The 25,561-nt window shown below is 41.8% G+C and carries 23 protein-coding genes; 18 read left to right on the plus strand and 5 right to left on the minus strand.

All coding sequences use genetic code 11. The annotated features are described in order from the left end of the window. Nucleotides 1-433 precede the first annotated feature (433 nt). On the minus strand, nucleotides 434-1,234 hold the full coding sequence (locus H7992_RS08720) for an NAD kinase (protein WP_067207583.1): 801 nt from the start codon (nucleotides 1,232-1,234) through the stop codon (nucleotides 434-436). Nucleotides 1,235-1,340: 106 nt separating this feature from the next. Between H7992_RS08720 and sppA the strand changes: the two genes are divergently transcribed. From sppA to H7992_RS08745, 5 genes are all read left to right on the plus strand, one after another. Beyond that, entirely contained in the window at nucleotides 1,341-2,354 is a 1,014-nt protein-coding gene (gene sppA / locus H7992_RS08725; protein WP_067207586.1) for a signal peptide peptidase SppA, read from the plus strand. 13 nt (nucleotides 2,355-2,367) lie between these two features. Next, nucleotides 2,368-2,958 (plus strand): RDD family protein, encoded by a 591-nt coding sequence (locus H7992_RS08730; RefSeq protein ID WP_082786520.1) that lies wholly within the window; start codon nucleotides 2,368-2,370, stop codon nucleotides 2,956-2,958. A 30-nt stretch (nucleotides 2,959-2,988) separates the two neighbouring features. Beyond that, nucleotides 2,989-3,495 carry a thiol peroxidase gene (gene tpx, locus H7992_RS08735; RefSeq protein WP_067207588.1) on the plus strand — a complete coding sequence of 169 codons (507 nt, stop codon included), beginning with the start codon at nucleotides 2,989-2,991 and terminating at the stop codon, nucleotides 3,493-3,495. Between the two features lie 64 nt (nucleotides 3,496-3,559). After that, the gene (locus H7992_RS08740) at nucleotides 3,560-4,471 is read left to right on the plus strand and encodes a class I SAM-dependent methyltransferase (RefSeq protein WP_067207591.1); all 912 of its coding nucleotides are present in this window, start codon (nucleotides 3,560-3,562) and stop codon (nucleotides 4,469-4,471) included. 79 nt (nucleotides 4,472-4,550) lie between these two features. Beyond that, nucleotides 4,551-5,741 (plus strand): acetate kinase, encoded by a 1,191-nt coding sequence (locus tag H7992_RS08745; protein ID WP_067207594.1) that lies wholly within the window; start codon nucleotides 4,551-4,553, stop codon nucleotides 5,739-5,741. A gap of 130 nt (nucleotides 5,742-5,871) precedes the next feature. On the opposite strand, the gene H7992_RS08750 is transcribed toward H7992_RS08745, so the two are convergent. After that, the gene (locus H7992_RS08750; protein ID WP_067207597.1) at nucleotides 5,872-6,321 is read right to left on the minus strand and encodes a universal stress protein; all 450 of its coding nucleotides are present in this window, start codon (nucleotides 6,319-6,321) and stop codon (nucleotides 5,872-5,874) included. 300 nt (nucleotides 6,322-6,621) lie between these two features. On the opposite strand from H7992_RS08750, the gene ald reads away from it, so the two are divergent. Continuing rightward, nucleotides 6,622-7,740, plus strand: coding sequence for an alanine dehydrogenase (ald, locus tag H7992_RS08755; RefSeq protein WP_067207599.1), 1,119 nt, complete (start codon nucleotides 6,622-6,624; stop codon nucleotides 7,738-7,740). 81 nt (nucleotides 7,741-7,821) lie between these two features. Here ald and H7992_RS08760 read toward each other — a convergent pair whose 3' ends face one another. After that, nucleotides 7,822-8,919, minus strand: coding sequence for a M24 family metallopeptidase (locus H7992_RS08760; protein ID WP_187047301.1), 1,098 nt, complete (start codon nucleotides 8,917-8,919; stop codon nucleotides 7,822-7,824). A 105-nt stretch (nucleotides 8,920-9,024) separates the two neighbouring features. Between H7992_RS08760 and H7992_RS08765 the strand changes: the two genes are divergently transcribed. Together H7992_RS08765 and H7992_RS08770 are read left to right on the plus strand one after the other, a co-directional pair. Continuing rightward, nucleotides 9,025-9,705: a metal-dependent hydrolase gene (locus H7992_RS08765; protein WP_187047302.1), complete on the plus strand. Its 681-nt coding sequence runs from the start codon at nucleotides 9,025-9,027 to the stop codon at nucleotides 9,703-9,705. Nucleotides 9,706-9,827: 122 nt separating this feature from the next. Next, on the plus strand, nucleotides 9,828-11,135 hold the full coding sequence (locus H7992_RS08770) for a DRTGG domain-containing protein (RefSeq protein WP_067207606.1): 1,308 nt from the start codon (nucleotides 9,828-9,830) through the stop codon (nucleotides 11,133-11,135). Between the two features lie 165 nt (nucleotides 11,136-11,300). On the opposite strand, the gene H7992_RS08775 is transcribed toward H7992_RS08770, so the two are convergent. Next, on the minus strand, nucleotides 11,301-11,621 hold the full coding sequence (locus tag H7992_RS08775; protein WP_067207609.1) for a YtpI family protein: 321 nt from the start codon (nucleotides 11,619-11,621) through the stop codon (nucleotides 11,301-11,303). Nucleotides 11,622-11,713: 92 nt separating this feature from the next. Here H7992_RS08775 and H7992_RS08780 point away from each other — a divergent pair, with 92 nt between their 5' ends. The 8 genes from H7992_RS08780 to H7992_RS08815 all read left to right on the plus strand — a co-directional run bounded on the left by H7992_RS08780 (nucleotide 11,714) and on the right by H7992_RS08815 (nucleotide 21,947). Then, nucleotides 11,714-12,649 (plus strand): DHH family phosphoesterase, encoded by a 936-nt coding sequence (locus H7992_RS08780; RefSeq protein WP_187047303.1) that lies wholly within the window; start codon nucleotides 11,714-11,716, stop codon nucleotides 12,647-12,649. Nucleotides 12,650-12,670: 21 nt separating this feature from the next. Further along, the gene (dnaE, locus tag H7992_RS08785) at nucleotides 12,671-15,754 is read left to right on the plus strand and encodes a DNA polymerase III subunit alpha (protein ID WP_187047304.1); all 3,084 of its coding nucleotides are present in this window, start codon (nucleotides 12,671-12,673) and stop codon (nucleotides 15,752-15,754) included. A gap of 176 nt (nucleotides 15,755-15,930) precedes the next feature. Further along, nucleotides 15,931-16,590, plus strand: a complete 660-nt coding sequence (locus H7992_RS08790) for a FadR/GntR family transcriptional regulator (protein ID WP_067207615.1) — start codon at nucleotides 15,931-15,933, stop codon at nucleotides 16,588-16,590. Next, entirely contained in the window at nucleotides 16,587-17,447 is an 861-nt protein-coding gene (gene accD / locus H7992_RS08795) for an acetyl-CoA carboxylase, carboxyltransferase subunit beta (RefSeq protein ID WP_082786521.1), read from the plus strand. Before H7992_RS08790 ends, accD begins: the two co-directional genes overlap by 4 nt. 1 nt (nucleotide 17,448) lies before the next feature. Beyond that, a complete protein-coding gene (locus H7992_RS08800; RefSeq protein ID WP_067207617.1) occupies nucleotides 17,449-18,402 on the plus strand; it encodes an acetyl-CoA carboxylase carboxyltransferase subunit alpha in 954 nt (317 codons plus the stop codon). A 62-nt stretch (nucleotides 18,403-18,464) separates the two neighbouring features. Beyond that, complete coding sequence (pfkA, locus tag H7992_RS08805) at nucleotides 18,465-19,424, plus strand: 6-phosphofructokinase (RefSeq protein ID WP_067207620.1); 960 nt, start codon at nucleotides 18,465-18,467, stop codon at nucleotides 19,422-19,424. Between the two features lie 163 nt (nucleotides 19,425-19,587). Further along, entirely contained in the window at nucleotides 19,588-21,348 is a 1,761-nt protein-coding gene (gene pyk, locus H7992_RS08810; protein ID WP_187047305.1) for a pyruvate kinase, read from the plus strand. Between the two features lie 215 nt (nucleotides 21,349-21,563). Then, nucleotides 21,564-21,947: an FxsA family protein gene (locus H7992_RS08815; protein ID WP_187047306.1), complete on the plus strand. Its 384-nt coding sequence runs from the start codon at nucleotides 21,564-21,566 to the stop codon at nucleotides 21,945-21,947. Here H7992_RS08815 and H7992_RS08820 read toward each other — a convergent pair. Beyond that, the gene (locus H7992_RS08820) at nucleotides 21,937-22,911 is read right to left on the minus strand and encodes an AI-2E family transporter (protein WP_187047307.1); all 975 of its coding nucleotides are present in this window, start codon (nucleotides 22,909-22,911) and stop codon (nucleotides 21,937-21,939) included. The two genes, H7992_RS08815 and H7992_RS08820, sit on opposite strands and share 11 nt — an antisense overlap. A 184-nt stretch (nucleotides 22,912-23,095) precedes the next feature. On the opposite strand from H7992_RS08820, the gene citZ reads away from it, so the two are divergent. Then, nucleotides 23,096-24,211 carry a citrate synthase gene (citZ, locus tag H7992_RS08825; RefSeq protein WP_067207654.1) on the plus strand — a complete coding sequence of 372 codons (1,116 nt, stop codon included), beginning with the start codon at nucleotides 23,096-23,098 and terminating at the stop codon, nucleotides 24,209-24,211. A gap of 70 nt (nucleotides 24,212-24,281) precedes the next feature. Then, nucleotides 24,282-25,550: an NADP-dependent isocitrate dehydrogenase gene (icd, locus tag H7992_RS08830; RefSeq protein WP_067207657.1), complete on the plus strand. Its 1,269-nt coding sequence runs from the start codon at nucleotides 24,282-24,284 to the stop codon at nucleotides 25,548-25,550. The last annotated feature ends 11 nt before the right edge of the window (nucleotides 25,551-25,561 follow it).

Here is a 25,561-nt window from a genome sequence, read left to right on the forward strand (position 1 = left end):
TAATAGTAAGCAATATAACGTGCAAGAGTGCCCGAAATTGCATCTTCGGGCACTTACAATCCCTATAGAAAGTCATCTATTCTTTTCTTTCAAAACAACTGTATTTTTCACTTGAACATTGTAGGTACGCGACAGGCAACTATTCACAACAGGATGACCCAAAAAAAGTGTGGCTAGAAGCGACGGAGTCACTTCTAGCCACACATGCCTCACGGTAAATATGTCGTGATTAGTTCGCCGAAAGCGAACCGGAAATGGTCCAGTGAAAATGGGTTTTTCCAAGCCTTAATACCAGTGTTTTATGCAAATAAATGGTTAATCAACAGACGTAATTGTAGATTGAAAGGTTCTTACTAAAGTAGTTGAGCTTTTCAATGTTGAAATCATATGTATTGCTATAAAACGGTAATCGACAGGCGGTGTTGCTTTTCTTTTATAAATAAATTCGCTGCACTTTCTCCCAGAAGGAGTTATTTTTCAGTTTCACAGTTTTCACAGTTTTATCGCTTAATCTAATTTCCACACTTTCAACTTGGCGAATCCCCAGCGCTTCATTGTCAGCAGCAACTAAAGGGAAAACGTTGCCATCCTGATGAACTTTTAGTTGGAATTTACGTTCGCCACTCATTATGAAGGACGAGCCAAGTGTTCTGTATTTATTATTGTTTACGGAAGCAAGCTCAGTCACTTGGAAACACCGAAGTAGTGGATCAACGACCGCTCCATTGACAGACTTATTGTAAGCAGTACTGCCAGTCGGTGTGGAAATTATTAGACCATCACCGAGGAATGTTTCGAATAATTTATCATCTATAATGACATCCAGGACGAATGTCCGAATGATATTCGAGCGAATACTGAATTCATTTAGGCAATAGAATGGTTGGTGATCATCAATCTTTACTTCGATAAGTGGATACTTTCTCACTTCAAGACCTTCTTTACGAATGGTCTGCGTCATTTCGTAAAGATTGTTATAATGAAAATCACAATAAAGTCCGGGTTTACCTGTTAAAGAAATACCTGCATATAAACAATCCTGTCGGAAACCGGTTTTTCGAACCGCTTGTAAAAAAGAACCATCGCTACCGATGCTGATGATAATATTTGCATCTTTATCGTTGTCGGTCATTGTAAAACCCTCATGAATCAACGCATCTGCCACTTTGGATTTTTTATCAAGTGAATCTTCATCATGTTTACTGTAAATAAAAATATTCATTCGATCTGTCATTACACAAAGCCCCCTCTGAATAAGTTATACTGATTTTACCACGTGGTGAAACATTTTGGTGTGTCCGAACGTATAAGTTAATGGAATGAAAAAGGAGGAATTTGAAATGACAATTAAACGATGGATTGCAATCATCGTAGCTGCAGCACTTGTTTTTGTGTCAATAGGCATAAATTCACTATCGTACATATTTACGAGAGATTTCAACGGATTCTTTGAAGACATGATGGCAACTTCATCTTCGGGGTATGAGGAAGCGATTATTGAGGAAGGAACGGGTAAGGATAAAATCGCTGTTCTTTCTCTTGATGGGGTTATTCAGGACTTAGGGGATACGTCATCCCTTTTCCAATCTGCAGGTTATAATCATCAGTATTTCATGAATCAGTTGTCTGAAATTCTTGAAGATACTAATGTAAAAGGCGTTGTGCTTGAAGTGAATTCACCAGGTGGCGGAGTCGTTGAATCAGCGGACATTTATGATGCTCTCCGTATGATTCAAGTAGAAAGAGAGATTCCGCTGTATGTTTCGATGGGCGGAATGGCTGCTTCAGGCGGTTATTATGTATCAGCTCCAGCTGATAAGATATTTGTTAATCGTGAAACGATTACAGGTTCAATCGGTGTCATTATGGAAAGTGTTAACTATGCGAAACTTGCTGAGAAATACGGCATTGATTTTAACACGATTAAAACAGGTCCATATAAAGATATTATGAGTGGATCTCGTGAGATGAAAGATGAAGAACGCGTAATGCTTCAAGAAATGATAAATGATTCCTACGAACGCTTTGTTGATATTATCGAAGAAGGTCGCGGCATGACAGAGGCTGAAGTGAAAAAAGTAGCTGATGGCCGTATCATGAATGGGCGTCAGGCAATCGAAGCTGGGCTTGCAGATGAATTCGGCAAGGCGGGTGATGTTATTGCTGCCATGAAAGAAGATTATAATCTTCAAGATGCCACAGTCTTTGAGTATACGTCCCTTGATAGCTGGACTTCAATACTCGGCGTGAAAGCAGGAAATATGTTTGGCGGTAATATTGAGTCTGAACTAATCGGTAAGTTATTAAACGATTATAATGCACCACGGATGATGTATTTGTATGGTGAAAAATAAGGAGGGCTAGCGAATGTCGGAACACATCGAACAACAACCGGATCTGACGGGGAATTCCACTGCTGCGACGCCTATTCCAGATTACGAGACTATTCAAACTGAACATTATCGGGCGAAGTATGCGGGTTTCTGGACGCGACTATGGGCATATACAATCGATCTTCTTGTTTTATCAGCAATAAGCGGGATTATCATTAAACCGATTTTTCGAGTTGCAGGTTGGGAGATTACAAATCCCTCATTCTTCTTCTTCAGCACCTATAAAGTTACTATCCTTATTTTGATGTTGCTTTACTTTGCGCTTATGACGAAGTATTTACAGCAAACAGTAGGGAAGATGATCATGGGCATAAGAGTAGTGGCTAAAGACGAGGGTAAGCTTACGTGGGGGTCTGTCATATTCCGCGAAGTCATCGGAAGATTCATATCCAAAATGTTGGTCATCCCTTATCTGCTGGTCCTATTTATGCCTAGAAAAGAAGCATTGCATGACTTATTCGCCGATACTGTTGTTGAACATGAGCATTCTTATGAAAAAGAGATGGTTGTAGATTACCGTAAACGGATTGAGGGACAACAGTTGCAAGACGGTACTATCATTTAGTAAGATAGACTTAGAAGAGGAGGCGTCTTAATGGCTAACGTTACATTCAAGAACAACCCTGTTACATTGCTTGGAAAAGAAGTTGCAGTAGGTGATACTGCGCAAGATTTTACAGCACTTGCGAACGATTTGAGTCCGGTGACACTTGCCGATTCAAAAGGGAAAATCAGGTTAATCAGTGTGATTCCTTCAATTGATACGGGTGTCTGTTCAACACAGACGCGTAAATTTAACGAAGAGGCTGCTTCTCTTGGGGATGACGTTCAAGTGTTGACGATTTCTGCCGATCTTCCTTTTGCACAAGCGAGATGGTGTGCTGCTGAAGGTATTGCAAATCTACAGACATTATCCGATCATCGCGATTTATCATTTGGAGAAGCGTACGGCGTCGTAATGAAAGAACTTCGCTTGCTTGCACGTTCTGTCTTCGTTATCGATAAAGATGATAAAGTGACGTATGTTGAGTATGTCGGCGAAGGTACAGACCATCCTAACTATGAACAAGCAATTTTAGCGGTAAAAGAATTAACGAAGTAACTAAAAAATACTAATGAAAACCCACTCGGAAACGGGTGGGTTTTGTGAGTTGAGGGATAACTAAATGACAACTAATACAGAAAAAATATTTTCATTCATTGATGCATATGCAGAATCTACAGAAGTACTTTACCTGGAAGCAACCATTGATATTTGTCAAAAATGGCTTTCAGGAGAATCGCAACCTGCGGTATCAGAAACAGTAACTAAAGAGGATATCCGTAGAGGTATCCAGCTTGCAGTCCTGAAGGGGATGAAGCAAAATGTACAGCCTAACCACCAGATGACTCCTGATTCAATCGGAATGCTCATTGGACATATTGCTGGAAAATTGGCGATAGGTGAACAAGGTATTACACTTCTTGACCCTGCAGCTGGTACAGGAAATCTTCTCTATACGGTCATGAACACAATTGAGAACGATGTCACTGCGACAGCAATAGAAATTGATGATTTGTTAGTGAGATTGTCCGCTGTTACTGCGGAATTACTTGAGCACCCTGTCACATTCTATGTGCAGGATGCATTGCGACCGTTATTTGTCGATCCAGTCGACATCACCATAAGCGATTTACCTGTCGGATTTTATCCTGATGATGAAAATGCACTCAATTATGAATTGATGCCTGCAGAGGGGCATGCTTATGCACATCATCTGTTCATTGAACAATCAATGAAGCATACGAAACCAGGTGGGCACGGTGTATTCATCATACCTGCAAATTTGTTTGAGTCCGATCAATCGCCTACATTGCATCCCTATTTGAAAAAACAAACGAATATCCGGGCAATTATTCAGTTACCTGATTCGTTATTTAAAAATGTAGCGCATGCAAAAAGTATATTAATTTTACAAAAACCTTTACCAGAAGCAAAAGTGACACATGATGTCCTTCTTGCGAAGGTTCCTAATATGACTGATAAGCATGCCATGGCCCTGTTTCTTCAGAAAATCGATATTTGGGCTACTGAATAAAGCTGGAATCTAGACTTACTCGGTAGCTGTGTGTTTAGAATTGCTTGGTAAAGAAATATGTGTAAAAGGAGCGCTTTATATGCGGAACATTTTAGCGATAAACGCTGGAAGTTCGTCCTTGAAGTTTCAACTTCTCCAGATGCCAGAAGAGCACGTAATAGCAAAGGGACAAATTGACAGAATAGGTCATTCAGAATCGATTTTCAACATGAAGTTCGAACAACGCAGGGTAGAAAAGGGTCAAGATATCCAGAATCATACCGAAGCTGTAGCCATGCTTCTTAAGATGCTGATTAGTGAAGGAGTCGTTCGATCATTCGATGAAATTGATGGGATCGGTCACCGTGTTGTACACGGTGGCGAAGTTTTCAGCGGTTCCGTACTCATCAATGATGAGATACTTGCAACGCTTGAGGGACTATCAAACCTTGCGCCACTCCATAATCCCGCAAACATTGTTGGCATTAAGGAGTTTAGTAAAGCATTGCCTAATGTGCCTGCTGTTGCGGTTTTTGATACGGCGTTTCATCAGACGATGCCGGAAAGTTCTTTTCTTTATCCGTTACCCTACGAGTATTATGAAAAATATGGCATCCGAAAATACGGTTTCCACGGTACAAGCCATAAGTATGTAACGGAACGTGCTGCGGAATTATTAAATCGTCCACTTGAAGATACACGTCTTATTTCCTGCCATTTGGGAAATGGTGCAAGTATAGCTGCTGTTGAAGGTGGGAAATCACTCGATACGTCGATGGGTTTTACCCCTCTTGCGGGGGTGACAATGGGGACGCGTTCAGGAAATATCGATCCGGCACTCATCCCATATATTATGGAGCAGACGGGAAAGACGGTCGAAGAAGTCCTAGACGTTTTGAATAAACAATCGGGAATGCTTGCTATTTCGGGGTTTTCAAGCGATTTACGTGACATTGAAATCGAGGCTTCAAAAGGGAATGCGCGTGCACAGCTGGCTCTAGATGTCTTCGCAGATCGAATTCATAAATACATTGGTTCGTATGCGGCAAGGATGGGCGGAGTGGATGCGATTATCTTTACAGCCGGAATCGGTGAAAATAGTGATGTCATTCGTAAGAAAGTGTTAGAAGGTCTTGAATTTATGGGGGTCTATGTTGATCCGGATTTGAATACTATCAGGGGTAAGGAAGTGCATATCAGCTTTCCGTACTCTCCCGTTAAGGTGTTAGTAATCCCGACGAATGAAGAAGTAATGATTGCACGTGATACGATGCGTGTTGCGAAGTTATAAAACATCCAATTGAGTGTTAGATAATAAAAGAGTTGCCCAGGGAAATAATGGGCAACTCTTTTTTGAAAAGATAAGAAGATATAAGTTTTGACTTAGCACTTTGTCTAGAAGGCGCCTTGCGCTTTTCGTATTATAATGCTTCAGGTGTACGAATGACGAGGACGTCACATTTTGCAGAACGGACGATGTTTTCGGATACACTACCGATTAGGAAACGTTCGACCGCATTCAAGCCAGTTGCACCACAAATGATAAGGTCTGCATTTAGTTTTTTAGAAATATCTTTCGAAATCATTGTTTTTGGTGACCCATATTCTACTATGACATTAACGCGTTGCAAGCCAGCTTTCTCGGCTTCCAATTTATAGTCGTTTAACAATTCTTCTGCGAACTTTTGTGCTCTTTCGGCAATCGACCGATCATAAGCTTCGACCGCAGCATATGAACGTGTGTCGATGATGTTAATCAAGTTTAATGTAGCCTCGTTTCTATCGGCAATTGCCACCGCTTTTTTGAAAGCCCACTCTGATTCCTTTGATCCGTCGACAGCAACAAGAATTTGTTTGTATACTAATGTCATTTAATTTCACTCCATTCTTTAAATAGGTATACTTACCTTACTTCGATAAAAAGGATGAAAAACCTTTTAATAATAAAGAATAAAGTGACGAATAGTTTTAGTTTCGACAAAAATGTCACATTTTCGAATTAAGGTTAAAAAATTTCTCGAATAATAAGACTTTTGAGTAATAGAGTATTCTGCGAATTGATAAAATACAGCATAAATCCTTACTATCTGATAATATTAAAAATAGATTGGCCTGGATGAAAGATTTTCGAATGGTCAACTAACTAAATGTTATCTTTAGGAGGAATCGCAATGATTATTGGTGTCCCAAAAGAAGTGAAAAACAACGAAAACCGTGTCGCTATGACACCTGCAGGGGTTTTTAACTTAAAGTCGGCAGGTCATGAAGTTATCATTGAAAAAGGTGCAGGTCTAGGTTCAAGTTTTACGGACGAGGATTATACTGCAGCAGGAGCTAAAATCGTTGCAACTGCAGAAGAAGCATGGAATGTAAATATGGTTATGAAAGTAAAAGAACCGGTTGCCGCTGAGTATGGTTATTTCAGTGAAGGGCTTATCTTGTTCACTTACTTGCACCTTGCCCCTGAAGTAGAATTAACAAAAGCACTTCTTGACAATAAAGTTGTAGGAATCGCTTACGAAACAGTGCAGCTTCCAAATAACTCGTTGCCTCTTCTAGCTCCTATGAGTGAAGTTGCAGGCCGCATGGCTACACAAATTGGTGCACAATACTTACAACAAACAAATGGTGGTAAAGGTATTCTATTGAGTGGCGTACCGGGCGTTTCACGTGGCCACGTAACTGTTATTGGTGGTGGGCAAGCTGGAACAAATGCTGCTCGTATTGCGGTTGGTATGGGTGCGAAAGTAACTGTTCTTGACTTGTCAGTCGATCGTCTGCGTCAATTAGACGAAATCTTCGGCAATGATATTCAGACACTTGTTTCAAATCCATTCAACATTGCTGAATCAGTAAAAAATGCAGACCTTGTTATCGGGGCGGTCTTAATCCCAGGAGCGAGAGCGCCGAAACTTGTTTCAGAGGAAATGGTTAAATCAATGAAACCTGGATCTGTTCTTGTAGACATTGCAATTGACCAAGGTGGTATTTTTGCGACATCGGATCGTGTAACGACTCATGATGAGCCAACCTATGTGAAACATGGTGTTGTTCACTACGCGGTAGCGAATATGCCAGGTGCAGTTCCACAAACTTCAACAACTGCATTAACGAACGTTACAGTTCCTTATGCACTTCAAATTGCGAATAAAGGCTACAAACAAGCTTGTTTAGACAACGTTCCTCTTCAAAAAGGCATCAACACAATGGAAGGGCATGTTACGTATAGAGCTGTAGCAGATGCTCAAGGTGTTGAGTATGTATCCGCTGAAACACTTTTGAATCAATAATGTTTAACTTGATTCAGCAGAAGTCCCTGCTGATATAAAAAGGCTGTCCACACTTGTTAGAGTGTGGACAGCCTTTTCTAATTATGGTTGAATAATCTGTAATTCTTTAGGGAACTTGGTTAATACTTCGACGCCATCAGCTGTAACGACAACATCATCTTCAATCCGTACACCTGTAACTGCTGGATTATAAATACCTGGCTCAATTGTGAAGACCATACCTTCCACAAGGGCAAATTCGTTTGTACCAGTCATGGATGGGAACTCGTGAACTGAAATTCCAAGTCCGTGACCGATACGGTGTGTGAAGTATTCACCGTAACCCGCTTGGTCAATCACATCACGCGCAGCTTTATCAATTTCCATAGCCTTGACGCCGGGACGAACCAAATCAACAGCAGCCTGCTCCGCTTTTCTTACCGTTTCATAAATTTCACGCATTGCATCCGTTGGTTCACCGAACGCAACTGTGCGTGTAATATCTGAACAGTAGCCGTTATAAACGACGCCTAGGTCAAAGAGGATGAAGTCGCCTTTTTGGATTTTACGATCTCCAGGTGTACCGTGTGGAGATGCTGTTTTCGGGCCAGAAAGAACCATCGTATCGAACGACATTTTCTGAACTCCTTTTTTCTTCATTTCAAACTCAATTGCCATAAGAATCTCAAGTTCAGTTTTTCCTTCAGCGATTTCTCTGCAACCAACTTCAATAGCGTAATCAGCCAGTTCAGCAGCTTTACGTAAATTATTTAGTTCATCTTCGCTTTTGATGTTACGCATGCCGTTTAGCTGTTCGTCAAGGCGAACAAATTTAGCGCCAGTAAACAGTTCATTCATCCGCTCAAGACGCTCCACTGTCAAATGAGATTTCTCAATGGCGATTGAAGCAGGGAGTTCTCCACGTTTACGGACAGCCTCCATTACGATATCCCAAGCATCATCTGTATCTTCGTGACCAACAGCGTCATAGGACCAGCCCGCTGTTTTTACGTCAGTTACTTCCATCAAGGGACAAATTACAAATGGTTCTGCATCTTTAAATACCATTACGCCAAGAAGACGTTCATGCGGGTCACTCTGGAATCCAGATACGTAAAATACGTTATCTGGTGTAGTGATAAATGCCGCGTCCAAGTTTTCTTTCTGTAAAAACTGTTGTATTTCTTTAACTTTACTCAATTCAATGACCTCCTCTAATATACTTCTATCATAACAAAAAAGAGGGTTTTCAGGTTGTATAACGAAAATTGTTTAATAAGATAAGAAAATGGAGGAGATTATTCAATGCAAATTTCATACCACGGTCATTCAATTGTGAAAATAAAAACAGGCAACTGCACAATTCTCATTGACCCGTTCATTACAGGAAATAAGCTTACGGATCTTGAAGTTGGAAACGAAAAACCGGATATTATTTTACTGACGCATGGACATAATGATCATGTTGGAGATACGGTGGCAATTGCAAAGGCGAGCGATGCACTAGTTATAGCACCAAATGAACTTGCCGTTTACTTGAGTTGGCAGGGAATAAGAACACATGGCATGAATATTGGAGGTTCCTGTAAATTTGAATTCGGTACAGTAAAATATACGCAAGCATTTCATAGTTCTTCTTACACAACAGAGACCAATGACATCATTTATACAGGTATGCCAGCAGGTATTTTAGTAATGGTGGAAGAGAAAACAATTTATCATGCTGGGGATACGGCAATTTTTAGCGATATGGAGATGATTGGTAAGCGTCATCCAATCGATATCGCATTTGTTCCAATAGGTGATAATTTTACAATGGGCCCTGAAGATGCTGCATGCGCAGTCAAGTTGCTCAATCCGCAACTAGCTGTACCAATCCATTTCAATACATTTCCGCCGATTGAGCAGGACCCCGAAACATTCAAAGCGCTAGTGGAAGGACATGAAGTGAAAATAATGATAGCGGGAGAAGTTTTTGAATTATAAAAGAGCTATGCGAAAGTTTTTTGAAATAGCTTATCTATTGCGTCCAGGCGCCCGGTTAGCGCTTTTTTTAAGCCTTTTGTGGTAGAATGTCCTTAAGGTCATGATAGAGAAAAGGTGAAGACATGGCGACAAAACATGAATTGATACTCCGCTATATCGAGGGGTTAGCCGTCGGTGAGAAAATTTCGGTCCGCCAAGTAGCGAAGGCGCTGTCTGTCAGCGAAGGGACTGCCTACCGGGCCATCAAAGAGGCGGAAAATCAGAAGCTCGTCAATACGATTGAACGTGTAGGAACAATCCGGATTGAAAAGAAAAAGAAAGAGAATATTGAACGACTCACATTTGCAGAAGTACTTAACATTGTCGACGGGCTAGTAATCGGTGGCCGTGGGGGATTACATAAGACGTTGACGAAATTCGTTATAGGTGCAATGCAATTAGACGACATGATGCGCTACATCGATGCGGGAAGTCTTTTGATTGTCGGAAATAGATTGAAAGCGCATGAAACTGCGCTTCTTGCAGGGGCTGCAGTGCTAGTCACTGGTGGATTTGACGCATCCGATGAAGTGAAGAAGTTAGCGGATGAATTGGAACTACCGGTTATTTCGACGAGTTACGACACATTTACCGTAGCAACGATGTTGAATAGGGCAATCTATGATCAGTTAATTGAAAAAGAAATTTTGCTGGTGGAAGATATTTTGACCCCGCTCGCTGACACAATTACACTTTCAGCAAAAGATCAGGTCACTCATTTTCATGAAGTGAACGATAGGACATCTCATACTGGTTATCCAGTTGTAGAGAAAAAGGGGAAACTTGTGGGTGTAATTACTTCACGTGACGCGATTGGTAAAATGGATGATGAATTGATTGAAAAAGTAATGACACGTCATCCGATAACAGTTACGGGAAAAACATCTGTTGCTTCGGCTGGGCATAGTATGATTTGGGAAGGTATTGATTTGTTACCAGTTGTTTCGGATGCGGGATTGCTTGCTGGAATTATTAGTCGTCAAGATGTCTTGAAGGCGCTTCAAATGACTCAGCGTCAACCTCAGCAGGGTGAAACAATTGATGATATTGTTAAAAATCAGATGAAATCCATTCCTGAACAACCGCATACTGTCGAATTTACAGTTATCCCGCAGATGACGAATCAGTTTGGTTCTTTGTCATACGGAGCTTTGACCACCCTTTTAACTGAGGCAGGCAACAGAGCTATCAAAATGCGGAAACGCGGGGAAAGTGTCCCGGAAAATATGTCACTGTACTTCATTAAGAATGTTGAACTTGGAAGTATAGTTGTCGTTATTCCAAAGATATTACATATGAGCAGAAGGTTTGTAAAAGTCGATTTCGACATACTAACCGAAGGGGACCTAGTTGCAAAGGCCATGATTATGTATCAATTGTTTGAACGATAATTAAAGAACGCGGTCCAAGGACGCAGCATCCTGTCGTAAATTGGTCATATAAGTTGAAGTATTGATAACTGAGCGTAGGCGCCTTTCAAGGGGTAGCCGCAGCGGATTCAATGGAATTCTCTATTTTAACGTAAAAAGACAAAAAAACTGATGCACATTTGCGCATCAGTTGTCGTTCAACTTTGTTTCTTCATCTACAAAGCTTCTGTAATGTTTATAGGCCTTGAAATTAAAAATACCTACGTAAGCTCCGAATAGGATAAATAAGGCTGCGATAACATATGTTGTGATACCGTCAAAAAGCATCAGCTGATTGAATCCGAAAAACAACAGCAAACCGCCGAGCGAGGCGCCAGACATACTAGCATACATTTTCTTGCGAATTGGAAATAGTGATCTTGTGCGGAACTGCCGAGTCTTAAAGTAAAAGTAGAAGACCGCAGAAGCGATGATGAAAAATACGAAAATGAAATTTATCGTTAACATGAAAGCCCTCCATTACATACAAACTTCTTACATTGTAGCGGATTTTGGAGCAGAATGCGAACTGAATATATCGAAGCTTGGGGGAATCGGATATGAAAAGACAAATCATCGACACAATTGAAAAGTACGATAAAATCATTATTCATCGTCATGTGAGACCAGATCCTGATGCATACGGATCACAATCAGGACTGAAGGAATTGATAAAAGCAAACTATCCTAATAAGCAAGTGTTTGCAGTTGGCCAACACGAAGAATCACTTACCTATCTCGCGCAACAAGATCACGTCGAGCGGTCGTTTTATGAAGGAGCTCTTGTGATTGTCACTGATACAGGAAACACGGGTCGAATTGACAGCGAGTTTTATACAGAAGGTGCTGTACTTATGAAAATTGATCATCATCCTGATGCAGACCCATACGGCGACATCAAATGGGTTAACACCTCTGCAAGCTCGACATCTGAAATGATCTACTCGTTGTATGAAGAAGGCAAACAGTTTTATGGGTGGAAAATGACCACTGATGTGGCTAGGTTGCTATTCGCGGGAATTGTCGGGGATACAGGACGTTTTCTGTTTCCAAGTACAACAACAACAACTTTTGAAGCAGTTAGCGAGCTTATCAAATTTGATTTTGATCGTCCGGAATTATTTGCGGGAATGTACGAAGTTAAGCGGGAATTGCTACATTTAAAAGGATATATGTACCAAAACTTTACCATGGATGAAAATGGAGCCGCATTTGTTAAAATAGATAAAGCGACACTTAAACAATTTGGCGTAACTGCATCTGATACATCTCAACTCGTTGGGGCGTTAGGTGACGTGCAAGGGATTTGTGCATGGATCATATTCATAGAAGAAGAGGATCAAATTCGCGTTCGACTACGCTCAAAAGGTCCTGTCATCAATACTTTAGCTGCCCAATACGGTGGCGGTGGACATCCTCTTGCCTCGGGTGCTTCTGTTCATTCATGGGAAGAAGTAGACGAAGTCATCGCGAAGTTAAAACAATTATGTGTATAAAAAACAGGCGGAGGGATTGCATTGACACTTGTCTATCCGCAAGTAGTAACTGGCGCCGATCTTCTGCGTGGAATTAATAAACTAGATTATTTAGCCCCGCTTCTGAAAAGGAGAGGGGCTAAAGCCGTCGCGATCGTTAACTCGAAGTTGTACGGTATTCGGTCATTTTATAAGGTAATGAAAAAATACGGAATTCGTCCGGTTATAGGATTATCTATCTTTTTAGAAATTGAAGAAGGGGTAGTTGCTCTTCTTTACGTTTACGCAAAAGATGATGAAGGTTATCGAAATTTGTTGAAGATGAGCAGTGCCGTTTCCGTAAGAGAGTCTGAAACGCTGCCGCTACAATGGTTGAAAGCATACAGCAAAGGCTGTATCATCGTTTGTCCGTTGACGGATATATCCTGGGGGCCTTCACTATCACATAACGAAGAAGTGTTCCAGCGCGTCATAAAGGATTGCGACAAGTCATCGATATTCATTGGTGTTGCTAGGACAGAAGGCGTCAGACATCCTGATGAAGAATTAATTGAGAAAATTGCAGATGTAACCAATACGCCTATCGTTGCGGTTTATGAAAGTCGGTACACCGACAAGGAGGATGCATTCGCTTATGAAGTTGCGGAAGCAATTCGGACAGGATTCAAGCTGAATGACCCTGCTAGGCCTGAAAACCGTCACAAGGCGGCATATCTACCAGAAGAAGCTGAGCTTGCTGAATGGTTCTCAGACAGACCAGAGTGGCTTACAAATACGTCAAGTATCCTCTTGGCGTGTGATGCAGAATTGCCTCCGAGTCAATCGCTTATGCCTGTGTTTCCAGTTCCAGCGGGAGAAACGGCGACAAGTTTGTTGGAGCAAAATGGAATGACGGGTTTGCAAAAACGACTAGGCAAAGTGGATGAGGCATATGAAAAACGACTCCGTTATGAAATTAGTGTAATTAGAGAAATGGGCTTTGCCGATTACTTCCTGATTGTCGAAGATTTTATGCGTTACGCTAAAGAAAATGCTATCTTGACGGGTCCAGGGCGGGGGTCTTCGGCCGGATCGCTCGTTGCTTATGCGCTTGGCATCACAGATGTTGATCCGATTAAATATAGGCTCATTTTTGAACGATTTCTAAATCCGGGCCGGGTAACAATGCCGGACATTGATATTGACTTTGCGGATAATCGACGTGCGGAAGTAATTGACTATGTTGCACAGAAATACGGGAAGACAAATGTTGCGCAAATCATTACGTTTGGCACGCTTTCTGCCAGATCGGTTGCTCGAAATGTGGCACGTGTGTTTGACTTTTCAAATGAAGAAATGGCTTATTTATCGAAGGAAATTCCTAATAGACATGGAATTACGCTTGAAGCGGCAGTTGCAGAATCGAAGGCACTGCAAGATTGGATTGCAATTGACCCGCTACGAAATGATTGGTTGAAAGCAGCAATTCGACTTGAAGGATTACCTCGTAACGCATCTACACATGCTGCTGGTGTGATTTTATCGCCTGTCCCGCTTGTTGAGGTGGTACCGCTTCAAAGTGGTGCGGATGGAATTTACCTTACCCAATGGCCGATGGGAGATGTTGAAGAACAAGGTTTATTGAAAATGGACTTCTTAGGTCTGCGTAATTTAACTTTATTAGACCGTATCAGATCTATGATTACTTATGACAGAGGAATTCGCTTGGATTTTGAAAAGATTCCCCTAAACGATGAAAAAACCTTTGAGCTTTTTAGGGCGGGAGATATGACAGGGATCTTTCAGTTTGAATCGGATGGAATGAGAGATGCCCTTCGTTTGATTCGACCGAATAAATTTGAAGATATCTTTGCAATTAATGCACTTTATAGACCAGGACCGATGGACAATATTCCATTGTATAGCAGGCGTAAAAATGATAATGAAAAAATAATGTATATTCATCCGCAACTTGAATCTGTTTTGAAAGAAACCTATGGGGTTATCGTCTATCAAGAACAAATCATGGAAATCGCAGTCCGCGTGGCAGGATTTACGATGGGTGAAGCGGATTTGTTAAGGCGTGCTGTAAGTAAGAAAAATCGGGAGAATCTAGAAAAGGAACGAACTCATTTCACGCAAAAAGCTCTTGAAAATGGTTTTCCGGAAAATTCCGCTGTTGCAATTTACGATCTTATTGTAAAGTTTGCGGACTACGGATTTCCGAAAAGTCATGCTGTTGCCTATTCCCTTATCTCGTACCGGCTTGCTTATTTAAAAGCGAATGAACCCGCTTATTTTTATGCTGCACTCCTTTCATCGATGACTGGAAATAATGACAAGGCAATGGAGTTAATGCGTGAATCTGAGGCGGCGGGCGTTAAGATTTTACCGCCATCTATTAAGTATAGTAAATATATGTATACAGTTGAAAAAGGCTCAATTCGGATTGGACTTGGCGCTATCAAAGGTGTGACGCCTACATTTTACGATGCTATAAAGCGTGCAAGGAAGTCTGGTGGTAATTGGAAGACATTATTTGATATGGCAGCATCAGTCGGTGGGGATGTATTTACTGAGAAGGCGATTAGGCCACTTGTAAAAGCAGGGGCACTCGATGAGTTTGGAGAATCACGGGCTATTTTGATCGCTTCAATTGACGCGGCGATATCTCATGCATTGTTCATCCGCCCTGATGATGGCGATGATTTATTAAGTGAAGTGCTTCGTTCGGTGGCGAGCCCAAAATATTCTCCGGGTGGCACACTGCCCCGCATGACGCTACTCGAATATGAAAGAGAAGTACTTGGCTTCTATCTTTCAGAACACCCTGCAGCAGAAGTGAAAAAAGCGGCAGGTGGTGGATTCCATACCATTACTTCAATTGATGGAATTCCAGACCGCGCATATGTGAAAATGGTGGGTCTGATTACTGAGATAAAACGAATAAGAACAAAAAAAGGGGAATCTATGGCATTTGTTACGATTCAAGATGAGACGGGACAAATTTCTTGTACATTATTCCCGAAACAGTATATGATTTCAGAAAGTCAGCTTACTGAAATGGCGATAATTCATGTAGAAGGAACTGTCGAACGTCGTAGAGGGAAGCCACAAATACTTGTTCAACAAACGAAAGGCAGTTAAGAGGCATGCTGATATAACAGGCATGTCTCTTAATCGTTGCATAAAAGTATGTGTTGTGTATTACGGTTTGATTCGATTTCCATCTTTCACTTTACGTTCAGCATCGTTTTCTGTATGCTAAAGGCAGGAGTGGTCAGACCACTTATCATCATGTCTATTTCCAAAGGGGTCCACGCATGCAAAATCCAAAACCATCGTCGAAAATGTTTCTAGATATTGTCGGTGAACTTAAATCGATAATTAAAGAAGAGGGCATTGAAACCGGTGGAAAGCTACCTTCCGAACGTGAACTGGCAGAACGTCTGCAGGCAGGAAGATCCACGGTTCGTGAAGCGTTACGAAGTTTGGAACTGCTCGGGCTTATCGAAACTCGGCGTGGTGAAGGTACGTTCCTTGTCGATTTCAGGAAGCATCAACTTGTTGAAGTCCTTGCAGCTTTCATCATGCAACAGCCCGATTCCGTCATCGATGTTCAGGAAACACGGAGAATTCACGAAACGGCGGCAATCCTCGCTATATGTAAGGACAGTGCATTACGGGCATTACCAGTATGGGAGAGCTTGCTGAAAAAAATTGATCAGGATGGGGAAATTTTACGAGAGGACCTTGTCCGTGAGATGATTGTTGCAGCGGGAAATCGATTATCGCTTAAAATTTGGTTTTTATTAAAACAATATAGTAAAGTACCATTCAGTGAAATGACAAAAGTTGATGAAAACGATAGTGTGAAAATGTTGCTTCTAAACTTGGGTGATGGCAACGTGATTGCCACGTTGGAAGCCTATTCTGAATGGATTGAACTAGTTGAAAGTGAAAGAGGGGACAATAATAAATGATTCGCGATCTATTTATGAAAAATAGAAAAAAGCATACGACGACAATTCCTTCCGTTGACGCTAAAAATGATGTACCAGAAGGAATTATGACAAAGTGTCCAGAATGTAAAAATATTATTTTAACAAAAGATCTAATCAAACTAATGAAAGTCTGCCCGAAATGTGATCATCATTTGAAGATGACAGCAGCAGAACGTGTAGCTTGTCTATTCGATGAAGAGACATTCAAATCAATTGACGATCATTTGAAGACGGAAAATCCACTTAATTTTCCTGCTTACACTGAAAAAGTTGAGTCAGATTCGAGAAAAACGGGTTTGAATGAGGCAGTTCTTACTGGAACAGGTAAAATCGATGGACTGGAAATTGCTGTAGCTATTATGGATTCACATTTCCGTATGGGCTCGATGGGGTCGGTTGTTGGTGAAAAGATTACCCGCGCAATCGAAAAAGCGACTGAACTTGGCATTCCAATGATTATCTTTTCTGCGAGCGGTGGGGCACGTATGCAGGAAGGCGTGTTATCACTCATGCAAATGGCGAAAACAAGTGTCGCACTTACACGTCATGCCAGTGAAGGTTTGTTATATATATCAGTCATGACATACCCAACGACAGGCGGCGTGTCAGCAAGTTTCGCATCGGTTGGTGATATTAATATCGCGGAGCCAAAAGCTCTCATAGGTTTTGCAGGTAGACGCGTTATCGAACAAACTGTTAGAGAAAAATTGCCAGACGACTTCCAAACAGCAGAATTTCTCCTGGACCACGGCCAACTGGATGCAGTCGTTCATCGTACGGATATGAAAGAAACTATATCTAAGATTGTTCGACTTCACGTGAAAGGGGCTAACTGAAATGGGGAAAACGTTGAAATTCGAGGAACCAATCGTCAAGCTGCGCGAGAAAATCGTAGAACTTGAAGAGTTCACAGCGAACAATTCGGTTGACCTTTCAGATGAAATCGGAACGTTAAAGGTTCGTTTGAAGAACTTGGAAGAAGAAATATATGAGAATATGGAACCGTGGGACCGTGTTCAAGTGGCAAGGCATCCGGAACGTCCAACTACAATTGACTATATCAATATGTTGTTTGAAGATTTTATGCAACTGCACGGGGATCGGGCTTATGGTGATGATGCAGCAATTGTGGGGGGGATCGCTTCATTTGAATCGGTTCCAATAACAGTTATCGGCCATCAGCGTGGGAAAGACACAAAAGAAAACGTCAAACGGAATTTCGGAATGCCGCATCCTGAGGGGTATAGGAAAGCATTGCGCCTTATGAAACAGGCTGAGAAATTCGGCAGACCAATCATTTGCTTCATCGATACGAAAGGTGCTTTTCCTGGCAAGGCGGCTGAAGAGCGGGGACAAAGCGAAGCGATTGCACGTAATCTTGTTGAAATGGCTGGCTTGACTGTTCCAGTTATCTCTATCGTCATCGGAGAAGGCGGGAGTGGCGGAGCGCTGGCACTTGGGGTGGCAAATCATATTCATATGCTTGAGCACTCAACTTACTCTGTTATTTCACCTGAAGGAGCCGCTACCATTCTTTGGAAAGATTCAAGTCTTGCCAAACAAGCTGCCGAAGCTATGAAGATTACAGCTCCACACTTGAAAGAAATGGGTATTATCGATGATATTATTCCAGAAGTTCGAGGTGGTGCGCATCGTGACTCGAAAGCGCAAGCTATTAGTATCGGGAATGCAATTCGAACTTCGATGGATGAATTAGGAACGCTAGATGGTAAAGGCTTAGTTGACCATCGTTATGATAAATTTCGCTGTATAGGCGTTTTTTCTGAATAAAAGAAAGATGCGGGTGACCGCATTTTTTCGTGTTCATAAAAATCTACATAGGAGTGATTTCAATGAAGAAGATTGCTGTGTTGACAAGTGGGGGAGACGCGCCTGGGATGAATGCTGCAGTTCGTGCAGTTGTTCGGAAAGCAATTTATGAAGGACTTGAAGTTGCAGGCGTTTTCAATGGTTATCAAGGATTAATCGAAGGAAAAATCGAACTTCTACAACTGGGTTCCGTGGGTGATATAATTCAACGGGGCGGGACCATATTACGGTCAGCCCGCAGCGCTGAATTCCGGACGCTCGAAGGCCGTCAAAAAGCACTGAAACAATTGAAGTTGAACGGGATTGAGGCTTTAGTCGTCATTGGCGGTGATGGTTCGTTCAGAGGTGCACTTGAATTAACGGCTCTTGGTCTACCATGTGTCTGTGTTCCAGCAACAATAGATAATGATATCAATGGCACTGAACTCACAATCGGTTTTGATACGGCATTGAATACAGTCATAGATGCCATCGATAAGATTCGCGATACTGCTACATCTCATGAACGTACATTCATTATTGAAGTTATGGGACGCGATGCTGGAGACCTTGCCTTATGGGCGGGACTGGCTGGCGGTGCTGAAACGATTCTTGTACCGGAAGAGAAGTATGAATTGCCTACGATCATCGAACGGCTGAAAAGCGGTAAGGGACGAGGTAAAAAGCATAGTATCATTATTGTAGCTGAAGGGGTTATGTCGGCCGCAGAGCTTGCTGAAATATTGAAGCGCGAAGCAGATATCGAAACACGTATATCAGTGCTTGGACATATTCAGCGAGGAGGTTCACCTTCTGCACGTGATCGTGTCATTGCAAGTCAGTACGGAGCAAAAGCTGTAGAAGTATTGAAAGAAGGACGCGGTGGCATTGCGATTGGCATGCGAAATCATGTGGTGGTAGACTATGAGTTGACAGATGTTTTCGAACAATCAAATGGTTTGGATATGGAAATGTACAAGCTGTCCAACGAATTGTCTATTTAACTTTGTGTATCAAAAATTCCCTGCCTTTATACGTGGGAAGACAAACGCGAACGAAGTCAGTAATTCAGAGGGCATCAAAATGTCGGCTGAATCGAGCGAGCACTATTTAAAATCTGGGTGCAATTAATTGGGTTGTTAAAAAAACTAAAAGAGGCGATATTTGATGAGAAAAACGAAAATAGTATGTACGATTGGCCCTGCAAGTGAATCACCGGAATTATTGGAACAACTTATTGAGGCTGGTATGAATGTAGCGAGGCTGAATTTTTCCCATGGTAATCATGCGGAACATAAAGCCCGTATCGATTCCATTAGAAAAGTCGCACGTGAAAAAGGCAAAGTTGTTGGGATTCTATTAGATACGAAAGGACCAGAAATTCGGACGCATTCTATGATGAATGGAAAGTTGGAACTTGTAACAGGACAAAAAATTGATATTTCCATGACGCAAGTCGAAGGAAACAATGATGTATTTTCAGTAAGTTACGATAAACTTATTGAAGATGTAAACGAGGGTTCTGTTATTCTTTTAGACGATGGTCTAATCCAATTAGAAGTTACTGGTAAAGACGTAGCACGAGGGTTAATTCATACACTAATTATTAATTCGGGGTCATTAAGCAATAATAAGGGCGTTAACATACCGGGTGTTTCAGTACAACTTCCTGGAATGACGGAAAAAGATGCAGAAGATATCCTGTTTGGTATTAGGGAAGGTGTCGACTTCATAGCTGCCTCATTCGTAAGACGGGCTTCCGATGTTATGGAAATCCGTGCCCTTCTTGAGAACAACAACGGCTCGAACCTGCAAATTATTCCGAAGATAGAAAACCAAGAAGGCGTCGACAATATCGATGAAATTTTGAATGTTTCAGATGGTCTTATGGTAGCACGTGGTGATCTGGGTGTAGAAATACCACCAGAAGAAGTACCACTTGTCCAGAAAAATTTGATTGAGAAGTGTAACCAGGCGGGTAAACCGGTTATCACGGCAACACAAATGCTTGATTCGATGCAGCGTAACCCGCGTCCTACACGTGCAGAAGCGAGCGATGTAGCGAATGCGATTTTTGACGGTACCGATGCAATTATGCTGTCAGGAGAGACGGCAGCAGGAATTTATCCAGTCGAATCAGTCCAAACGATGGATCGAATTGCGCTTACTACGGAAGCTGCCATCGATTATCGCTCTGTAGTGTCGACACGTCGACGAGAAAAACATGGTAATATGACTGAAGCGATTGGACAAGCTGCAGCATACACGGCTATCAACTTGAAAGTGAAGGCTGTCCTTGCCCCAACAGAAAGTGGTCACACAGCTAAAATGATTGCCAAATATCGTCCAGGTTGCCCAGTTATTGCGGTAACGTCATCTGAAATGTGTTCAAGAAAACTATCACTTATCTGGGGCGTCTACCCGATAGTTGGAAAAAAAGCTTCTTCGATTGATGAAATCTTGCAAGAGTCTGTAGAAGAGAGTGTTAAACATCAATATGTCGGACATGGTGATGTGGTTATCATTACAGCAGGTGTTCCAGTTGGTGAAGCGGGAACGACGAACTTGATGAAAATACATGTCATAGGTGATTTGCTTGCACGAGGACAAGGAATTGGCAAAGATGTAGCTTATGGTCGAACTGTTGTAGCCAAAAATGCAGCTGAAGCATTGGCGTATGATACAGAAGGAGTTATTCTTGTAACGAACGCATCTGATCGTGATATGATGCCTGCCATCGAGAAATGCGCAGGACTCATTACGGAAGAAGGCGGATTGACGAGTCATGGTGCAATTGTCGGACTCAGTTTAGGTATACCGATAATTGTCGGAGTTGAAAATGCTACCCAGCTTATCCAACATGGCAAGGAAATTACGATGGATGCTGAATCTGGCGTTATCTATAATGGACACGCGAGCGTTCTATAAAGTTAATCTTCAATCAGAGTGGGGGTTCTTCATCCCCCACTGATTGTTTAAAGAACTTAGGCTAAGTGCGCCACGTCCTGTGGCAAAACCTAAGTAACCAACAGGGAGGAATGAACTGCAATTCTTCCTCATTGGCCCTACCCATTCGGGATAAATAAGATAAGGCTGCTTCCGAAATGCTCGGTAAGCAGCCTTTTTTAGGAGATGAATTTTGCATGAAATGGATAGTACTCACATTTATTGCTGTTCCGGCAGCTGAGCTTGCTTTACTAATTTATTCAGGGAAGACGCTAGGTCTATTGCCCACGATAGCTATTATCTTTATCACGGGGATAGGAGGGGCATATCTCGCCAAACGCCAAGGTATGAAGGCTTGGACTGAATTGGAAATGCGTATGACAGCTATGGAGACACCTGGAGATGCACTTATTGATAGTGTTTGTATCCTATTTGGGGGGCTTCTGCTAATCATGCCTGGATTCATTACCGACTTAGTCGGCTTATTACTCCTTTTCAAAGGACCAAGAAATAGTATCAGACCATTTATTCAGAATTGGATTTATAATAAAATGAAAAAAGGACAAATTGTTATCCGGTAAATAAAGGATGCTGTCTGACTTTCAGTGCGGTAAAAAGTAAGAATGGTGTCAGTAGAATACCGGGTAATCCGAATAAATAGAAGGAAGAAGCCGTTATGAAAAAAGCATGAATGGGCTTTAGGTGGAAAGTGGATGCCCACATGTATGATTCGGCCATTTGCCTAGTTATCATGGTGAATAGATAGAGTAAAATAAGTGAGATACCTATATATAAATTGTTTGTGTATAGGAAGAAAGCGGCCATGGGCAATAGGAACAGGCCGATACCGAGGAATGGCAGACTATCTGCCAGCGAGATAAGAAAAGCGTTACCAATGGGTGACTCGAACCGTAGAAGCAAGAACCCTATTGAGATAATACAGAATGTCAGGAAGAATAAGCGGGCTTCTACTGATACGAAAGTGCCGATAAGTTTACCGGATTTCGTAAACATACCTTTTGCTGGCAGGCGTATGGTGCTAGGGAAATAGACTAGAAACCAGTAGCGGTTTTTTCCGGATTCCCGTAAGGCAAAAAAATAAGCAACGAGGAAAATGAACAAACTGAATAACTGTTGAAAAACGGTACTGATGATTGTTAGGGTGTATTCTAAAAGCGCATGGCCATATTCTACAACTTTATCCTCGAGGAAAGTGAATAGCTTGCTAGGGATGTCGGTATTTTGTGTGAATGGAGCTATATGGCGTTCGACAGTTGGAACGGTGTCAATAAGCCCATGGATTGCGATGAAAGTGAACGCGCTAATTAAAAAAAGCATAAGTGTCATAACGAATAATGTTGCAATTGTAAGCGGAAGCTTGGTCATTGAGCGGACGGATGATAAGATAGGGGCAGTGAAGTAGGCGATAATGATAGCGATTGCCGCCGGGGGAACAGTGAACAGGATAATACCCGCCAAAAAAGCAGGCAACCATTTCATGAAAATTGATTGAAATGCTTGTTGCTTGTTCCGATTTTCCGGCATTTTCCGTCCCCCTTTTTATAAATCTAAAAACAAAAACAAGCGTATCCATTCACAAAGATGACAATATTGATTATAATGGTCGTTGTAAGCGTTTTTAAGTAGCGAATTAGTATTAGCAGACTAGCTGTTCTTCTGTCTCCTTTTTGTAGATTGGACAGCTGTACTGAAAGAGGGAGCGATTTATATGACGTCAACCAAAGGGTTGGAAGGAGTCGTAGCGACACAGTCAGCAATCAGTTCTATTATTGATGACACACTTACATATGTCGGCTATGATATTGATGATCTTGCAGATAACGCCAGCTTTGAAGAAGTTATTTATCTTCTTTGGCACCAACGTCTGCCAAAAGAGGACGAGCTTGCAGAGCTGAAAAAACAGCTTGCAGAGAACATGTCTGTTCCTCAAGAAGTACTTAATCATTTCAAAACGTATCCTATTGGGGAAGTACACCCAATGGCTGCACTGCGTACTGCAGTATCTCTACTTGGACTATACGATGAAAAAGCAGAAGATATGTCTGATGAAGCAAATTACGAAAAAGCGATTAAGCTTCAAGCGAAAATCGCTACACTCGTTACTTCATTCTCGCGTATCCGTAAAGGCCTTGAGCCGGTTGCTCCAAAAGCTGAACTTGGCTATGCTGAAAACTTCCTATACATGCTTTCAGGAAAACAGCCTGAAGCAATTGCAATTGAAGCATTCGACAAAGCACTTGTCCTACATGCAGACCATGAGCTAAATGCATCTACATTCACAGCACGTGTTTGTGTAGCTACGCTTTCTGATATGTATTCAGGTGTGACAGCAGCGATTGGTGCACTTAAAGGACCACTTCACGGTGGCGCAAACGAACAAGTAATGAAAATGCTGATGGAAATCGGTTCAGAAGACAAAGTAGAAGCATATATCCGTGCAAAATTGGATAACAAAGAAAAAATCATGGGCTTCGGCCACCGTGTCTACCGTAAAGGTGATCCACGTGCGAAACATCTGCGTGAGATGTCTAAGCGTTTGACTGAACTTCGCGGCGAAGAGAAATGGTACAATATGTCCAATAAAATCGAAGAAATTGTTACCGGCGAAAAGAATTTGCCGCCGAACGTCGATTTCTATTCGGCTTCTGTCTATCATTCACTCGACATCGATCATGATTTATTCACGCCAATTTTCGCAGTATCTCGTATTTCGGGATGGATTGCACATATCCGTGAGCAATACGCGAACAATAGATTGATCCGTCCTCGTGCAGATTATACGGGACCGGGCATGCAAAAATACGTTCCAATTAAAGAACGATAAGAACGAAAATACATGGGGCAGCATAGATATATGCCGGCCCTCTGATTTTGAATTTGGGAGGAAATTATTCATGACTAACGGTGGAAAAATTACAGTAACTAATGGTGTTTTAAACGTTCCTGATCACGCAACAATTCCTTTTATTATCGGTGACGGTACTGGTCCGGATATTTGGCATTCGGCATCACGCGTACTTGAAGCAGCTGTTGATAAAGCTTACGACGGCAAGAAAAAGCTTGTGTGGAAAGAAGTTCTTGCAGGGGAAAAAGCATTCAACGAAACTGGCGAATGGCTTCCACAAGCAACACTAGACACAATCGATGAGTATTTGATCGCTATTAAAGGACCACTTACTACGCCAATTGGTGGCGGTTTCCGTTCATTGAACGTTGCGCTTCGCCAAGAATTGGATCTTTACACTTGCCTACGTCCAGTACGTTACTTTGAAGGTGTTCCTTCACCAGTTAAACGTCCTGAAGATTGCGATATGGTTATTTTCCGCGAAAATACGGAAGATATCTATGCAGGTATTGAATATAAAGAAGGTACACCTGAAGCGAAAAAAGTAATCGAATTCCTACAAAACGAAATGGGTGTTAAAAATATTCGCTTCCCAGAAACTTCTGGTATCGGTATCAAACCTATTTCTGAAGAAGGTACAAAACGTCTTGTACGTGCTGCTCTTGCTTATATCATTAAAGAAGGCCGCAAGTCACTGACGCTTGTCCATAAAGGAAATATCATGAAGTTTACAGAAGGCGCATTCAAAAACTGGGGCTATGAAGTTGCTGAACAAGAATTCGGCGATAAAGTCTTCACATGGAACCAGTATGATCAAATCAAAGATGCTGATGGAACTGATGCTGCAAACAAAGCACAAGCTGAAGCTGAAGCAGCAGGCAAAATCATCGTTAAAGATGCAATTGCTGATATCTTCTTACAACAAATCTTGACACGTCCAAAAGAGTTCGATGTTGTTGCAACAATGAACTTGAACGGCGACTATATTTCTGATGCACTTGCTGCACAAGTTGGTGGAATTGGTATTGCTCCTGGAGCAAATATCAACTACATTACTGGGCATGCAATCTTTGAAGCAACTCACGGTACTGCACCGAAATATGCAGGACTTGACAAAGTTAACCCTTCTTCACTCCTTCTTTCAGGCGTCTTGATGCTTGAGCACCTTGGATGGAACGAAGCGGCAGCTATGATCACTGCTTCAATCGAAAAAACAATTGTTTCTAAAGTTGTAACATACGACTTTGCTCGTCTTATGGACGGTGCAACTGAAGTGAAAGCATCTGAATTCGCAAATGAATTGATCAAAAACCTTTAATTATTACTACT

This window comes from Sporosarcina sp. resist, from assembly GCF_014302295.1.
GTDB lineage: Bacteria > Bacillota > Bacilli > Bacillales_A > Planococcaceae > Sporosarcina > Sporosarcina psychrophila.

Bases quoted from the DNA above. Each gene is read 5' to 3' on its own strand.
- H7992_RS08720 (WP_067207583.1), bottom strand. From the start codon at position 1,234: ATGACAGATCGAATGAATATTTTTATTTACAGTAAACATGATGAAGAT.
- sppA (WP_067207586.1), top strand. From the start codon at position 1,341: ATGACAATTAAACGATGGATTGCAATCATCGTAGCTGCAGCACTTGTT.
- H7992_RS08730 (WP_082786520.1), top strand. From the start codon at position 2,368: ATGTCGGAACACATCGAACAACAACCGGATCTGACGGGGAATTCCACT.
- tpx (WP_067207588.1), top strand. From the start codon at position 2,989: ATGGCTAACGTTACATTCAAGAACAACCCTGTTACATTGCTTGGAAAA.
- H7992_RS08740 (WP_067207591.1), top strand. From the start codon at position 3,560: ATGACAACTAATACAGAAAAAATATTTTCATTCATTGATGCATATGCA.
- H7992_RS08745 (WP_067207594.1), top strand. From the start codon at position 4,551: ATGCGGAACATTTTAGCGATAAACGCTGGAAGTTCGTCCTTGAAGTTT.
- H7992_RS08750 (WP_067207597.1), bottom strand. From the start codon at position 6,321: ATGACATTAGTATACAAACAAATTCTTGTTGCTGTCGACGGATCAAAG.
- ald (WP_067207599.1), top strand. From the start codon at position 6,622: ATGATTATTGGTGTCCCAAAAGAAGTGAAAAACAACGAAAACCGTGTC.
- H7992_RS08765 (WP_187047302.1), top strand. From the start codon at position 9,025: ATGCAAATTTCATACCACGGTCATTCAATTGTGAAAATAAAAACAGGC.
- H7992_RS08770 (WP_067207606.1), top strand. From the start codon at position 9,828: ATGGCGACAAAACATGAATTGATACTCCGCTATATCGAGGGGTTAGCC.
- H7992_RS08775 (WP_067207609.1), bottom strand. From the start codon at position 11,621: ATGTTAACGATAAATTTCATTTTCGTATTTTTCATCATCGCTTCTGCG.
- H7992_RS08780 (WP_187047303.1), top strand. From the start codon at position 11,714: ATGAAAAGACAAATCATCGACACAATTGAAAAGTACGATAAAATCATT.
- H7992_RS08790 (WP_067207615.1), top strand. From the start codon at position 15,931: ATGCAAAATCCAAAACCATCGTCGAAAATGTTTCTAGATATTGTCGGT.
- accD (WP_082786521.1), top strand. From the start codon at position 16,587: ATGATTCGCGATCTATTTATGAAAAATAGAAAAAAGCATACGACGACA.
- H7992_RS08800 (WP_067207617.1), top strand. From the start codon at position 17,449: ATGGGGAAAACGTTGAAATTCGAGGAACCAATCGTCAAGCTGCGCGAG.
- pfkA (WP_067207620.1), top strand. From the start codon at position 18,465: ATGAAGAAGATTGCTGTGTTGACAAGTGGGGGAGACGCGCCTGGGATG.
- pyk (WP_187047305.1), top strand. From the start codon at position 19,588: ATGAGAAAAACGAAAATAGTATGTACGATTGGCCCTGCAAGTGAATCA.
- H7992_RS08815 (WP_187047306.1), top strand. From the start codon at position 21,564: ATGAAATGGATAGTACTCACATTTATTGCTGTTCCGGCAGCTGAGCTT.
- H7992_RS08820 (WP_187047307.1), bottom strand. From the start codon at position 22,911: ATGCCGGAAAATCGGAACAAGCAACAAGCATTTCAATCAATTTTCATG.
- citZ (WP_067207654.1), top strand. From the start codon at position 23,096: ATGACGTCAACCAAAGGGTTGGAAGGAGTCGTAGCGACACAGTCAGCA.
- icd (WP_067207657.1), top strand. From the start codon at position 24,282: ATGACTAACGGTGGAAAAATTACAGTAACTAATGGTGTTTTAAACGTT.